Origin of the sequence: Pantoea osteomyelitidis, assembly GCF_044342975.1 — a bacterium.
Classification (GTDB): domain Bacteria; phylum Pseudomonadota; class Gammaproteobacteria; order Enterobacterales; family Enterobacteriaceae; genus Pantoea; species Pantoea osteomyelitidis.
The window spans coordinates 142,643-157,779 of sequence record NZ_JBGFSN010000003.1 but is presented as its reverse complement, the minus strand read 5'-3'; the positions used below and the strand labels follow the sequence as shown (position 1 = coordinate 157,779).

Here is a 15,137-nt window from a genome sequence, read left to right as displayed (position 1 = left end):
TATGGCCACTTTAATCGCAGAAAACCTGGCGAAGGCGTATAAAGGCCGTCGCGTGGTAGAAGATGTCAGCTTGCAGGTGAAATCCGGCGAAATTGTCGGTCTGCTGGGCCCCAACGGTGCGGGTAAAACCACCACGTTTTATATGGTGGTCGGTATTGTGCCGCGCGACGCGGGCCGCATCGTGATTGATAATGAAGATATCAGCATTCTGCCGCTGCATGCCCGCGCCCGCCGCGGCATCGGCTATCTGCCGCAGGAAGCCTCTATTTTCCGCCGCCTGAGCGTATACGACAACCTGATGGCAGTACTGCAGGTGCGTGACGACCTCACCGAAGAGCAGCGTCAGGATCGCGCTAATGAGCTGATGGAAGAGTTTCACATTCAGCATCTGCGCGACAGCATGGGCCAGGCGCTCTCCGGCGGGGAACGCCGCCGTGTGGAGATCGCGCGCGCACTGGCCGCCAATCCGAAATTCATCCTGCTGGATGAACCCTTCGCCGGGGTTGACCCCATTTCCGTCATTGATATCAAAAAAATTATCGAACACCTGCGCGACAGCGGGCTTGGCGTACTGATTACCGACCATAACGTCCGTGAAACGCTGGCCGTGTGCGAACGCGCCTATATCGTCAGTCAGGGCCATCTGATCGCCCACGGTACGCCGGGCGAGATCCTTGCTAATGAGCAAGTTAAGCGCGTTTATTTGGGTGAAGAGTTCAGACTCTGATAAGGTGTCGTTAACTACGAAGTTTGCTTAGGAAATTCAATCCTGATTATGAAGCAAGGTTTGCAACTCAGGCTCAGCCAACAGCTGGCGATGACCCCACAGTTGCAGCAGGCGATTCGCTTGTTGCAACTTTCCACGCTTGAACTCCAGCAGGAGCTTCAACTGGCGCTGGAAAGCAACCCGCTGCTTGAACAAGCGGAGCTTCATGAAGAAGTGGACGCGCGCGAATATCAGGAAAGCGAAGCGCTGGATACCCGGGAAGCGCTGGAGCAGAAGGATATGCCGGAAGAGCTGCCTTTGGATGCGACTTGGGATGAAATTTACACGGCGGGCACCCCCTCCGGCACCGGCACCGATTATCAGGATGACGAACTGCCGGTTTATCAGGGCGAGACCACCCAGTCGCTACAGGATTACCTGATGTGGCAAGTGGAGCTAACGCCTTTTACCGATACCGATCGCGCTATCGCTACTTCCATTGTCGATGCCATTGACGATACCGGCTATCTGACGGTGTCGTTGGAGGAGATTCGCGACAGTATCGGCAGCGAGGATCTGGCGCTGGATGAAGTGGAAGCGGTGCTAAAACGCATTCAGCGCTTCGATCCGGTCGGCGTCGGCGCGCGCGATCTGCGCGATTGCCTGCTGGTGCAGCTGTCGCAGTATCCGCCTGACACTCTGATGCTGGCGGAAGCGCGGCTGATCGTCAGCGAGCATCTGGATCTGCTGGCCAATCACGATTTTCGCAGCCTGATGCGCGTCACGCGTCTGAAAGAAGAGGTGTTGAAAAATGCGATGCTGCTGATTCAGTCGCTGGATCCCCGTCCGGGCCAGTCGGTTAACACCGGCGAACCGGAATATGTGATCCCCGACGTGCTGGTACGCAAAGTCGGCACGCGCTGGACCGTGGAGCTTAACGCCGACAGCGTGCCGCGTCTGCGCATCAATCAGCACTATGCCGCAATGGGCGGCACCACGCGTAACGACAGCGATAACCAGTTTATTCGCAGCAATCTGCAGGAAGCCAAATGGCTGATAAAGAGCCTGGAAAGCCGCAACGATACGCTGTTGAAAGTGACGCGTTGCATCGTGGAACAGCAACAGGCCTTTTTTGAACAGGGCGAAGAGTTTATGCGTCCGATGGTGCTGGCTGACATCGCCCAGGCGGTGGATATGCATGAATCGACCATTTCTCGCGTCACCACGCAGAAGTACTTACATAGCCCGCGCGGCATTTTTGAATTGAAATATTTTTTCTCCAGCCATGTGAATACTGAAAGCGGCGGCGAAGCCTCTTCCACGGCGATTCGCGCGCTGGTGAAAAAATTAATCTCAGCGGAGAATCCCGCTAAACCCTTGAGTGACAGTAAGCTCACCTCCATGTTATCTGAACAGGGAATTATGGTGGCGCGCCGTACCGTCGCTAAATATCGCGAGTCTTTATCTATCCCGCCATCGAACCAGCGCAAACAGCTGGTTTGACAGAACTGAGAAGGAAGACCTATGCAGCTGAATATCACTGGGCAACACGTTGAAATCACCGATCCACTGCGTGATTTTGTGAACAATAAATTCGCCAAACTGGAACACTATTTCGATCGAATAAATCAGGTCTATATTGTTCTGAAGGTGGAGAGAGTCACACAGGTAGCGGAAGCCACGCTACATGTCAACGGCGGCGAGCTGCACGCCACATCAGAAGCGGTAGATATGTATGCGGCCATCGACGGGCTGATCGATAAGCTCTCCCGTCAGTTGACCAGACATAAAGACAAACTGAAACAACACTAACCTTCACGCTTGCACAGAGGCCAGCCATTGCCGCTGCGCCTGGCTGACTGAATGGGGCGCGTTAACCGCCCCGTTTTGTCATTTGTGCAAGCGCCAACAGGCCTTTGCTTTTCCTGCCGTAAGGCGCGTAAAGTGGAAGTTCCTCGCGGCCTGGTGAACATGCAAGTGAAACGATGATGAACAACGATCTGACACTGGAACTGAGCACAGTACTTACGCCGGACTGTACGCGCAGCAGCGTGCACTGCCAGAGTAAAAAACGCGCGCTGGAGATTATCAGCGAACTGGCAGCAAAACAGCTCAACCTGCCTCATCAGACAATCTTTGACGCGGTCCTGACCCGTGAGCGCATGGGGAGCACCGGTATCGGCAACGGCATCGCCATACCGCATGGCAAGCTGGAAGAAGATACGCTGCGTGCGGTGGGCGTCTTTATCAGTCTCGATCAGCCTATCGCCTTCGATGCGGTGGACAATCAGCCTGTCGATCTGCTTTTTGCCCTGCTGGTTCCCGCAGACCAGTGCAAAACCCACCTGCATACGCTGTCGCTGGTGGCGAAACGTCTGGCGGATAAAACAGTTTGTCGCCGCCTGCGCGCCGCCCAAAGCGATGGGGAGCTTTACGAAATTATCACCGAAGCTCAGGAAGAACATCCTTAAGCGCAGTGCACTTTTACCGGCGCCAGCCGCCGGTTTAAAACGGGAGAAGAGGTCATGGTGCTGATGATCGTTAGCGGTCGTTCAGGCTCAGGTAAATCAGTCGCGCTGCGCGCGCTGGAGGATATGGGATTTTATTGCGTCGATAATCTGCCCGTGGTGCTGCTGCCGGAATTGGCTAACTCCCTGGTGGAACGCAATATCTCAGCGGCAGTAAGCATTGATGTGCGCAACATGCCGGAATCGCCGGAGATTTTCGAAACCGCTTTGAATAACCTGCCGGAGGCGTTTTCTCCGCAGCTGCTGTTCCTTGATGCCGATCGGAATACGCTGATTCGTCGCTACAGCGATACGCGCCGTTTACATCCGCTCTCCAGTAAAAACCTCTCGCTGGAGAGCGCCATTGATGAAGAAAATACGCTGCTGGAGCCGCTGCGTTCACGAGCCGATCTGATTATCGATACCTCAGAGATGTCGGTGCATGAACTGGCGGAGATGCTGCGCACCCGCCTGCTGGGCAAACGGGAGCGCGAGCTGACCATGGTGTTTGAATCCTTTGGCTTCAAACATGGCATCCCGATCGACGCGGATTATGTGTTTGACGTGCGTTTTCTGCCCAACCCGCACTGGGATCCCAAGCTGCGTCCGATGACCGGTCTCGATCGCCCGGTCGCCGCCTTTCTCGATCGCCACACGGAAGTGCATAATTTCATTTACCAGACGCGCAGCTATCTGGAACTCTGGCTGCCGATGCTGGAAACCAATAACCGCAGTTATCTTACCGTTGCGATTGGCTGTACCGGCGGCAAACATCGCTCGGTGTATATCGCAGAGCAGCTAGCTGATTACTTCCGCTCACGCGGCAAAAACGTACAGTCCCGTCACCGGACGCTGGAAAAACGCAAATCATGACTGTCAGGCAAACCGTTGAAATCAAGAACAGGCTGGGCATGCATGCGCGCCCGGCAATGAAGCTGTTTGAACTGGTGCAAAGTTTTGACGCTGAAGTGCTGTTGCGCAACGAGGCTGGCACGCAAGCCGAGGCGAGCAGCGTGATTGCGCTGCTGATGCTCGACTCCGCAAAAGGCGGTCACATAGAGATTGAGGCCAGCGGCCCGGAAGAAACGGAAGCGCTGGCGGCAGTTATTGAGCTGTTCGACGCCGGGTTTGATGAAGACTAAGCGGTCGGCGTCTCCGTCCTTCCCCTGGCCTGTTGCATATTTAATAGAGCTTGTTGCGCTGTAAGTACCCTTCTCCGCCCAGCTGACGCATCTGGCGCATAATCCACTGCTGACGCTGGCGAATGTAGCCAGAGGGCGCATCGGCGCGAAAACGCAAAGGATTAGGCAATACGGCTGCCAGCAGCGCGGCATCGGCGATGGTGAGCTTGCTGGCGGGCTTGTGGAAGAAACGCTGTGAGGCCGCCTCGACGCCAAAAACGCCATCGCCAAACTCCGCCACGTTAAGATAAACCGTCAAAATGCGTCGTTTAGTCCAGACCGTTTCGATACCCACCGTCAGGCCAGCCTCCAGACCTTTACGCAGCCAGCTGCGGCCATCCCAGAGAAAGACATTTTTCGCCGTTTGCTGCGACAGCGTCGAAGCGCCGCGCATCCGTTCGCCTTCGCTTTTATCTAAAACCGATTCGATGGCGGCGACGTCAAAACCCCAATGCTGCGGAAATTTTTGGTCCTCGGAAGCGACCACCGCCAGCGCCATCCAGGGGGAAATCTCATCCATACCGACCCAATCGGAATGCGCTACATAACCAAACCGACCGCTGAACCAGGCGCCCAGCTGCCGCTCGGCCATTACGGCAGAAAAGGGAACGGGCAAAAACGCGAACAGTAAAATCCCTGCTACCCAAAGACCAATCAATACAAGGAACAGGCGCGCGATAATAGCTTTGATTCGTTGCAAACCACTCCCTTTACGCTTACTCATGCAATCTTCTCTTATCTGTTTCATGCATTAATCAATTACTGACGTCATAGACCGATATTTTCGTCAAATTTCTTGAAAATAACGGCCATTATTTCATCATGTCCCAACCCTGCAAATATGCACCTGTGTTCCGGACCGTGAATAGTGCCTGAGACATCAAGCACTTCCGCTTTAAGGAATCGGTTCCATTTGCTTTATCACCTCGAAACACCCCTGCCTGGATACTTAATATTTCGTGATAAAGAGCACAGTAAAACATTTATCAAACTTAACAATCAACCCGACCGGTTTTTGATTTGGTGTAAGAATAAGGCCTGTTAACCTGGAAATGAGCGAGTTTTTCGCACCGAAAATTACAGCAGTTTCTGTTGTAGTAATGAAAATTTCAAAAGCCAGACAATGCGCATTGGTTGCTAAAACCTGCTGACGGGAATTTTTATTCCGCCTTTCCGAAACGTTTTGGACGCCCCGATCTTAACTCCTTTTTGTTATTGTTTTTTCAAAAGGTTAGATTAGAAAGCGCTGAAAATTTTCGTCCGGCCTGTTTTTTGTCTTTCAGCATGATTGTTAAAAGTTATCCGATTACACAAAATAATAAAAAAACAGGTAGATTTGGTTAAAATTCCATCAATACAGCGAAGAAAATGATTCCTTGCTTGACTGTGTCATCAAATTAATGTTTTCTGTATTTAAACGCTGTTCAACATCACACATTTTAATGAATCTTGTCGCAACGCGTGGCATATTTGCTAAGGTGTTATGAAAGCGTTAACCAATACCACGCTGTTGCTCAAGACATTCTCCTAAGAATAGCAGCAGTGACCTTTTTCCCTGGTGTTGGCGCAGTATTCGCGCACCCCGGTTTCGACTGGGGTCATTTTTTTTCAGCGCCCTGCAATTTCTCAGCTTCGCTTACCCAGTCGCGTAACACCTCTACATCATGACGCCATTCCTGTTTGAGCTCGTCAATCCACTCCTGGACGTTGTCCCACCAGGCCGGCAGTTCCGGGCTCTGAATCTGTTTCGCCAGCTGCTGAAGGTGCTGCAAGCCTACCGATCCCGCCGCGCCTTTGATTTTGTGCCCCTCTTCGGCGATCCCTTTCTGATCGCGCGCCATCATGTTGGAATCCAGCACCTCAAGATAGCCTGGCATCATCTGCTCAAACATCGCCAGGCTCTGATGAATCAGTCCCGGTCCGACAAGGTCGAGGTATTGTTCCAGCATCGGCACATCGAGTAATGAGAGCGTTTTGTCGCTAAGCAACGGCGCATCGTTCTCTTCCGGCTGCGTCTGATAATCCCAGTACTTTTTGATCACGGTAGTCAGCGCCGGAACGGCCAGCGGCTTGCTCAGCACATCGTCCATGCCCGCCTCCAGATACTCTTTTTTATCTTTCAGCACATTGGCGGTCAGCGCCACCAGCGGCGGCAGCGTGACGCCCTGATAGCGGCGGTGGATTTCGCGTGATACGTCGAGACCGGTCATATCTGGTAGCTGAATATCAAGCAGCACCAGATCGAATTCCTGCGGATCGAACATCGCCAGCGCATCGCCGCCCGTCATCGCCACCTCGACGCTGCAACCCAGCTTCTCCAGCACCGAGCGCGCCACAATCACGTTCAGCTCGATATCCTCTACCAGCAGAATATGTAGCGCCGGCAGCGGCATCGCATCTTCCTGATCTTCATCGTCAGCCTCTTCCGCCACGCGCGGCGCCTTGATCAACACGGTAAAGCAGGAACCCTGGCCTGGCGCGCTGTGTACGCTGATATCACCGCCCATCGCCTGCGCCAGCCGACGCGATACCGCCAGACCGATGCCGGTGCCGGTCGCGGGTTTACCGCCATACTGATCTTTCACCTGATAATACATGGCGAAAATTTTGTCCTGCTCATCCTGGGGAATACCCATGCCGGAATCTTCCACCTCGAAGCGCAGCGTTTCATCCTGTGCATACTCTACGCGCACCACGATTTCCCCGTGTTGGGTAAACTTCACCGCGTTGCCAATCAGATTCCAGAGAATCTGACGCAGGCGCGTGCCGTCGGTGCAGATTTTATGCGGCAACGGCAACGTCGGAGCCATAACGAATTTCAGTCCTTTAGGCTGCGCCAGCAGGCCGGAGAGATTTTCCAGGTCGGCAAGGAAACCAGTGAAATCGAGCGGCTGATTATCGAGCTGCACTTTGCGCCGTTCAATTTTGTCCATTTCAATCACGTCATTGAAAATGTTGCCGAGGGTGATGGCGGAGACATGAATAGTTTTCAGGAATTTAAGCTGCTCCTGATTCAGATCGGTATCCAGCAGAATGCGGCTGAGTCCGACAATGCCGTTAAGCGGCGTACGCAGCTCGTGGCTGATGGTAGAGATAAAGGTAGTCTTTTCCCTGCTGGCGTTCTCCAGCGCGTCCTGATAGCGCTTACGCTCGGTTATATCGCGTCCAAAGCCCATCAGTCCGCTGCGTTTGCCCACGCGGTCGTAATAAGGCACCTTGCGGATTTCAAAGCAGGCTTTGCGGCCGTCGGGATATTGCAGCCACTGCTCATAGGTGAGCGCCACGTTGTGACGAAACACTTTCTCATCGGTTTCCAGTACCTTGCTTGCCGCCTCGTCGTCATAGATGTCACGCGGCGTCAGGCCAATCAGCTGCTTTTCGCTTTTGCCGGTCAGCAACTCCATGGCGCGGTTACAGCCGGAGAACTGTTTATCGATGTTGCGATAAAAGACCAGATCCGGCGAAGCATCAAGGAAAGAGCGCAAAAATGAGGATTGTTGTTCAAGTTCGATCTGCGCCTGTTCGCGCCGCGCCATCTCTTCACGCAGCTTGTCCATCACCTGCTCGCGCGCCTCTTCCGCTCTGATACGATCGGCGATCTCCTGATTCAGCTGGCTGATGGTTTCCTGCATCTGCTGATTCAGCTCCAGGTCGCGCGTGCGCATCTCCTCAAGCTTATCCACCAGCCGCGCCAGACGTTGACGCGACTCCTCCAGCTGATCAACCACAACCGAAAGAAAATAAACCGCCCAGGGAGTAATCAGCAGACCAAAGAAAATCGAGCGCACCACATCAATACTTTCTACATGCCCGCGCAGCACCATGGTAATAGCCATCTGGACAATTATGGCCAGAACCACCAGCGCCGAGGCGAGCAGCAGCGAAAAGCGTACCAGTCCCAGCTTGACCATAAGATCAACGTAGTACTGCGCTAACAGACGAATTTGTTTCATAAAGTACTCCCTGGCTGAGAAACGGCACCATCATAGCGTAAAACGCCTGGCAGCGAATTGCCGTCAGACCCACTAAATCCGGGATTTTTCGCTCTCTTATGGTGCATCGCATCAAATTTTCGCCGACGTTCGCCCCATTATGCCTAAATCGCTTGACTAATTCTGATAACTGACTAACCTTGAAGGCCGCCTGAGCACAGGCGCTTGCTTCTCACCGAATAATTATCACAACGGTGGCTCTGTTCCGGGCCGGGACCTCTTTTTTCTTTTCGCATATTTATTCATCTTTAGCGCTGATTTAAGCATATTGGGCACGATTAATTTTTCTAATGAAGAAGCCCTGTTTCATTCAAATATACCGACATAAGAAAAACAGATACATCCTGCGTCCTGCAGCAAGCAGGTAGCAGATAATGCTGTGAAAAGCGGCGGCACCAGCATGGTGCAGAGATATGGCCGCTGCACTACAGTGAGTCAGTTCACATTTCCGCCGCTATCAGCGCATGGCTGATTGACATATTTTTATGTGGTTAATGCTTTAAAAACAGTAAGATAGGTCGTTTAAGCGCTAAAAAAGCACGACCAGGTACGCTATTTGACCTGAGTACGCTTTCCCGATAAGTTGGAATTCCGCTGGAAGCTTTCCGGACGGGTGATCCATCCGTCATATTTATGCAGTAACAGAGATTCCCCCTGTAACAAGTCCAAGACGCTTGTGACACCGACGCCAACGGCCAAACAGAAAGGGGCGACAATGGAGTGCAGCGCATGATGCGCGAACCCGTCGCTATGCCCTTTCTACGCCTGACCGCCGACGATTGCGGGAATCCACAGAGCCTGGGGAGGTTCACTGATATGTTGTACGATAAATCCCTTGAAAAGGATAACTGTGGTTTCGGCCTGATCGCCCATATCGAAGGCGAACCTAGCCATAAAGTGGTGCGTACCGCTATTCACGCACTGGCCAGAATGCAACACCGTGGCGCGATCCTTGCTGACGGCAAGACCGGCGACGGCTGTGGGCTGTTATTACAAAAACCTGACCGCTTTTTCCGCGTCGTGGCGGAAGAGAAAGGCTGGCGTTTAGCCAAAAATTACGCCGTTGGCATGATTTTCCTCAGCAACGATGAGGAAGAAGCCCAGGCGAGCCGCCGCGTGGTCGAAGAAGAAGTGGTGCGTGAAACCCTCTCTGTGGTGGGCTGGCGCGATGTGCCCGTGAACCAGGACGTACTGGGCGAGATCGCCCTGTCGTCGATGCCGCGTATCCAGCAGCTGTTTATCAACGCCCCTGCCGGCTGGCGTCCGCGTGATATGGAGCGTCGCCTTTATATGGCGCGCCGCCGTATCGAAAAGCGTATGGAACTCACAGAGGACAAAGGCTTTTACATCTGTAGTTTCTCAAACCAGGTCAATATCTATAAAGGTCTCTGTATGCCGGCTGACCTGCCGCGCTTCTACCTTGACCTGGCGGATCTGCGTCTGGAATCGGCCATTTGCCTGTTCCACCAGCGCTTCTCCACCAACACCGTGCCGCGCTGGCCGCTGGCGCAGCCGTTCCGCTATATGGCGCACAACGGCGAAATCAACACCATTGCCGGTAACCGTCAGTGGGCACGCGCCCGTGCTTATAAATTCAATACGCCGCTGATCCCCGACCTGCAAACCGCCGGTCCGTTTGTTAACGAAACCGGTTCAGACTCCAGCTCGATGGATAACATGCTGGAGCTGTTCCTGAACGGCGGCATGGATCTGATTCGCGCCATGCGCCTGCTGGTGCCGCCGGCATGGCAAAACAATCCGGATATGGATCCGGAGCTGCGCGCTTTCTTCGACTTTAACTCCATGCACATGGAGCCGTGGGACGGCCCGGCAGGCATCGTGATGTCCGATGGCCGCTACGCTGCTTGTAACCTTGACCGTAACGGTCTGCGCCCGGCGCGCTACGTCATCACCAAAGACAAACTGATCACCTGCGCCTCTGAAGTCGGCATCTGGGATTACCAGCCTGACGAAGTGGTGGAAAAAGGACGTGTTGGTCCGGGCGAGCTGATGGTGATCGACACCCGTATCGGCCGCATTCTGCACTCGGCGGAAACTGACAACGATCTCAAAAGTCGTCATCCCTATAAAGAGTGGATGGAGAAAAACGTCAAGCGTCTGGTGCCGTTCGAAGATCTGCCGGACGAGCAGGTGGGCAGCCGTGAGCTGGACGATGCGCTGCTGGCGACCTATCAGAAGCAGTTCGCTTACAGCAGCGAAGAGCTGGACGGCATTATCCGCGTACTGGGCGAAAACGGTCAGGAAGCGGTTGGCTCCATGGGCGACGATACCCCCTTCGCCGTGCTCTCCAGTCGTCCGCGCATCATCTATGACTATTTCCGTCAGCAGTTCGCGCAGGTAACCAACCCGCCGATCGATCCGCTGCGTGAAAACCATGTGATGTCGCTGGCTACCAGCATCGGCCGCGAAATGAATGTTTTCTGCGAAGCGGAAGGCCAGGCGCATCGCGTCAGCTTTAAATCGCCGATTCTGCTCTGGTCCGACTTTAAACAGCTGACCACGCTGGAAGGCGAGTACTACCGCGCCGATACGCTGGACTGTACTTTCGATCCCGCTCAACAGACGCTGGAGCAGACCATCCACGCGCTGTGTGATGAAGCGGAAAGAATGGTGCGCAACGGCACGGTACTGCTGGTGCTCTCCGACCGTGCCATCAGCGAGCTGCGACTGCCGGTGCCTGCGCCAATGATCGTGGGTGCGGTGCAAACGCGTCTGGTTGAGAAAAACCTGCGCTGCGACGCCAACATCATTGTGGAGACCGCCAGCGCGCGCGATCCGCATCACTTTGCCGTGCTGCTGGGCTTTGGCGCCACCGCCGTTTACCCCTACCTGGCGTACGAATCGCTGGCGAAAATGGCCGACGGCAAGGTGATCGATAAAGATTACCGCGCCCTGATGCTGAACTACCGTAACGGCATCAACAAAGGTCTGTATAAGATCATGTCCAAAATGGGCATCTCGACCATCGCTTCGTACCGCTGCTCAAAACTGTTTGAAGCCGTGGGACTGCATGCGGATATCTCCAGCCTCTGCTTCCGTGGCGTGGTAAGTCGCATCAGCGGCGCTAACTTCGCCGAGTTCCAGCAGGATTTGGTGAACCTCGCGAAGCGCGCCTGGCTACAGCGTAAACCGCTGGATCATGGCGGCCTGCTGAAGTATGTCTACGGCGGTGAGTATCACGCTTACAACCCGGACGTGGTGGGCACTCTGCAACGTGCGGTAGAGAGCGGCGAATACAGCGATTATCAGGCCTATGCGAAGCTGGTCAATGAACGTCCGGTGGCGACGCTGCGCGATCTGCTGGAACTCCAGTCAGGCAGCCAGTCGATCAATATTGACGACGTTGAGCCTGCCAGCGAGCTGTTCAAACGCTTCGATACCGCGGCAATGTCTATCGGCGCGCTGAGTCCGGAAGCGCACGAGTCGCTGGCGGAGGCGATGAACAGCCTCGGTGGCTACTCCAACTCCGGCGAAGGCGGCGAAGATCCGGCGCGTTACGGCACCAATAAAGTGTCGCGCATCAAGCAGGTGGCATCCGGGCGCTTCGGCGTTACGCCTGCCTACCTGGTGAACGCCGACGTGATTCAGATCAAGGTGGCCCAGGGTGCCAAGCCGGGCGAAGGCGGCCAGCTGCCGGGCGACAAAGTGACGCCTTATATCGCCAGACTGCGCTATTCGGTGCCTGGCGTGACGCTGATTTCACCGCCGCCGCATCATGATATCTACTCGATTGAAGATCTGGCGCAGCTGATTTTCGATTTGAAGCAGGTTAACCCGAAAGCGATGATTTCGGTGAAGCTGGTTTCCGAGCCAGGCGTCGGCACTATCGCCACCGGCGTAGCCAAAGCTTATGCCGACCTGATTACCATTGCCGGCTACGATGGCGGCACCGGCGCCAGCCCGCTCAGCTCGGTGAAATACGCCGGCTGTCCGTGGGAGCTAGGCCTGGTGGAAACCCAACAGGCGCTGGTGGCTAACGGCCTGCGTCATAAGATCCGTTTGCAGGTGGATGGCGGCCTGAAAACCGGTCGCGACATCATCAAGGCGGCGATTCTGGGTGCGGAAAGCTTCGGCTTCGGCACCGGTCCGATGGTGGCGCTGGGTTGTAAATACCTGCGTATTTGCCACCTGAACAACTGTGCGACCGGCGTGGCGACCCAGGATGACAAGCTGCGTCAGAACCACTATCACGGCCTGCCGTTCAAAGTGACCAACTACTTTGAATTCATCGCGCGCGAGACGCGTGAAATCATGGCGGAACTGGGTGTGAAGCGCCTGACCGACCTGATTGGCCGCACCGAGCTGCTGAAAGAGCTCGACGGTTTTACTGCTAAACAGCAAAACCTGGATCTGTCGTCGCTGCTGAAAACCGCCAGTCCGATGCCGGGCAAAGCGGTGCACTGCACCGAAGACAACCCGCCGTTTGATAAAGGTGTGCTGAACAAAGCGCTGTACGATCAGGCGATGCCCTATGTGGACGCGAAGCAAAGCAAAACCTTTTACTTCGATATCCGCAACACGGATCGCTCGGTCGGCGCGACGCTCTCCGGCGCTATCGCCGCCATTCATGGCGATCAGGGTATGGCTGCCGATCCGATTCGCGCCTTCTTCACCGGCACCGCAGGCCAGAGCTTCGGCGTCTGGAATGCGGGCGGCGTGGAGCTGACGCTGACCGGCGACGCCAACGACTACGTGGGCAAAGGCATGGCGGGCGGTATGCTGGCGATTCGTCCACCGGTTGGCTCAGCCTTCCGCAGCCATGAAGCGACGATTGCCGGCAACACCTGTCTGTATGGCGCAACCGGCGGCAAGCTGTTCGCCGCAGGCCGCGCAGGCGAGCGTTTCGCCGTGCGTAACTCCGGCGCGATTACCGTGGTGGAAGGCATTGGTGATAACGGCTGCGAATATATGACGGGCGGTATCGTCTGCGTACTCGGCCGTACCGGCGTCAACTTTGGCGCAGGCATGACCGGCGGTTTCGCCTATGTACTTGATGAAGACGGCGAATTCCGTAAGCGCGTTAACCCGGAGCTGGTAGAAGTGTTGAATGTCGATGAACTGGCGATCCATGAAGAGCATCTGCGTGGATTGATCACCGAACACGTTCAGCATACCCGCTCATCGCGTGGTGAAGAGATTCTGGCAAACTGGCCAGCGTGGTCGGCGAAATTCGCGCTGGTTAAACCGAAGTCTAGCGATGTTAAAGCATTGTTGGGTCACCGTAGTCGTTCCGCAGCCGAGCTGCGGGTGCAGGCGCAGTAAGAGGTCACGATGAGTCAAAACGTTTATCAATTTATCGACTTGCAGCGCGTTGATCCGCCAAAGAAACCGCTCAGCATTCGTAAAATTGAGTTTGTAGAAATTTATGAACCCTTTTCCGGCAGCCAGGTAAAAGCGCAAGCTGACCGCTGTCTGGATTGCGGTAACCCCTATTGCGAGTGGAAGTGTCCGGTCCATAACTACATCCCGAACTGGCTGAAGTTAGCCAACGAAGGACGCATTATCGAAGCGGCAGAACTGTCGCACCAGACAAACAGTCTGCCGGAAGTCTGCGGGCGCGTCTGCCCGCAGGATCGTCTGTGTGAAGGTTCCTGTACCCTGAACGATGAGTTCGGTGCGGTCACCATCGGCAATATCGAACGCTATATCAACGATAAAGCGATGGAGATGGGCTGGAAGCCCGACCTTTCTCACGTCAGACCGACCGGCAAACGCGTGGCGATCATCGGCGCTGGTCCGGCGGGCCTGGCCTGTGCCGACGTGCTGACGCGCAACGGCGTGAAAGCGGTGGTGTACGATCGTCACCCGGAAATCGGCGGTCTGCTGACCTTCGGTATCCCCTCTTTCAAACTGGAAAAAGAGGTGATGATCAAACGCCGCGTGCTGTTCACGGAGATGGGCATTGAGTTCCAGCTGAATACCGAAGTGGGCCGTGACGTGCAGCTGAGCGATCTGCTGAACGATTACGACGCGGTTTTCCTCGGCGTGGGTACCTATCAGTCGATGCGCGGTGGCCTGGAAAATGAAGACGCGCCGGGTGTTTATGACGCCCTGCCGTTCCTGATTGCCAATACCAAGCACACCATGGGCTTTGAGCAGCAGGACGACCAGCCTTACATCAGCATGGAAGGCAAACGCGTCGTCGTGCTGGGCGGTGGCGATACTGCGATGGACTGCGTGCGCACCTCGATTCGCCAGGGCGCTACCCATGTGACCTGTGCCTATCGTCGTGATGAAGAGAACATGCCCGGCTCAAGACGCGAAGTGAAAAACGCGCGTGAGGAGGGTGTGGAGTTTCGCTTCAATCTGCAGCCGCTCGGTGTTGAGATTAATTCCAACGGTCGCGTCAGCGGCGTGAAGATGGCGCGTACCGAAATGGGTCAGCCGGATGCCGCAGGCCGTCGTCGCGCGGAAATCGTTGCAGGCTCCGAGCATGTGGTTCCGGCGGATGCGGTGGTGATGGCATTCGGTTTTCGTCCGCACAAAATGGAATGGCTGGCTGATTTCAGCGTTGAGCTGGATAAGCAGGGTCGTATCATTGCGCCGGAAGGCGCGGAAACCGCATTCCAGACCAGCAACCCGAAAATCTTTGCCGGCGGCGATGCCGTACGCGGCTCGGATCTGGTGGTGACCGCGATTGCCGAAGGCCGTAAAGCGGCAGAAGGCATCATGGACTATCTGGAAGTATAATCTTCCGCCAGGCCTGACAGTGAACGCTTCTTCGTTAGCG

At 55.1% G+C, this 15,137-nt stretch carries 10 protein-coding genes; 8 read left to right on the top strand and 2 right to left on the bottom strand.

The window, feature by feature from the left end; translation table 11 throughout:
- Window position 1 precedes the first annotated feature (1 nt).
- From lptB to npr, 6 genes are all read left to right on the top strand, one after another.
- Window positions 2-727, top strand: coding sequence for an LPS export ABC transporter ATP-binding protein (lptB, locus tag ABU178_RS02980; RefSeq protein ID WP_397211844.1), 726 nt, complete (start codon window positions 2-4; stop codon window positions 725-727).
- Between the two features lie 48 nt (window positions 728-775).
- Complete coding sequence (gene rpoN / locus ABU178_RS02975) at window positions 776-2,209, top strand: RNA polymerase factor sigma-54 (protein WP_397211842.1); 1,434 nt, start codon at window positions 776-778, stop codon at window positions 2,207-2,209.
- Window positions 2,210-2,230: 21 nt separating this feature from the next.
- Window positions 2,231-2,518, top strand: a complete 288-nt coding sequence (gene hpf, locus ABU178_RS02970) for a ribosome hibernation promoting factor (RefSeq protein WP_397211840.1) — start codon at window positions 2,231-2,233, stop codon at window positions 2,516-2,518.
- Between the two features lie 176 nt (window positions 2,519-2,694).
- Complete coding sequence (gene ptsN / locus ABU178_RS02965; RefSeq protein WP_397212509.1) at window positions 2,695-3,177, top strand: PTS IIA-like nitrogen regulatory protein PtsN; 483 nt, start codon at window positions 2,695-2,697, stop codon at window positions 3,175-3,177.
- A 54-nt stretch (window positions 3,178-3,231) separates the two neighbouring features.
- Window positions 3,232-4,086: an RNase adapter RapZ gene (gene rapZ / locus ABU178_RS02960; RefSeq protein WP_397211838.1), complete on the top strand. Its 855-nt coding sequence runs from the start codon at window positions 3,232-3,234 to the stop codon at window positions 4,084-4,086.
- The gene (npr, locus tag ABU178_RS02955) at window positions 4,083-4,355 is read left to right on the top strand and encodes a PTS phosphocarrier protein NPr (protein ID WP_397211836.1); all 273 of its coding nucleotides are present in this window, start codon (window positions 4,083-4,085) and stop codon (window positions 4,353-4,355) included. The genes rapZ and npr overlap by 4 nt, the downstream gene beginning before the upstream one ends.
- A gap of 40 nt (window positions 4,356-4,395) precedes the next feature.
- Here the strand turns inward: npr and mtgA are convergent, their stop codons facing one another.
- On the bottom strand, window positions 4,396-5,118 hold the full coding sequence (gene mtgA / locus ABU178_RS02950) for a monofunctional biosynthetic peptidoglycan transglycosylase (RefSeq protein WP_397211834.1): 723 nt from the start codon (window positions 5,116-5,118) through the stop codon (window positions 4,396-4,398).
- 874 nt (window positions 5,119-5,992) lie between these two features.
- A complete protein-coding gene (gene arcB / locus ABU178_RS02945; RefSeq protein WP_397211832.1) occupies window positions 5,993-8,347 on the bottom strand; it encodes an aerobic respiration two-component sensor histidine kinase ArcB in 2,355 nt (784 codons plus the stop codon).
- A gap of 855 nt (window positions 8,348-9,202) precedes the next feature.
- Here arcB and gltB point away from each other — a divergent pair.
- Window positions 9,203-13,669 (top strand): glutamate synthase large subunit, encoded by a 4,467-nt coding sequence (gltB, locus tag ABU178_RS02940; RefSeq protein ID WP_397212507.1) that lies wholly within the window; start codon window positions 9,203-9,205, stop codon window positions 13,667-13,669.
- Window positions 13,670-13,678: 9 nt separating this feature from the next.
- Window positions 13,679-15,097 (top strand): glutamate synthase small subunit, encoded by a 1,419-nt coding sequence (locus ABU178_RS02935; RefSeq protein ID WP_397211830.1) that lies wholly within the window; start codon window positions 13,679-13,681, stop codon window positions 15,095-15,097.
- Window positions 15,098-15,137 lie beyond the last annotated feature (40 nt).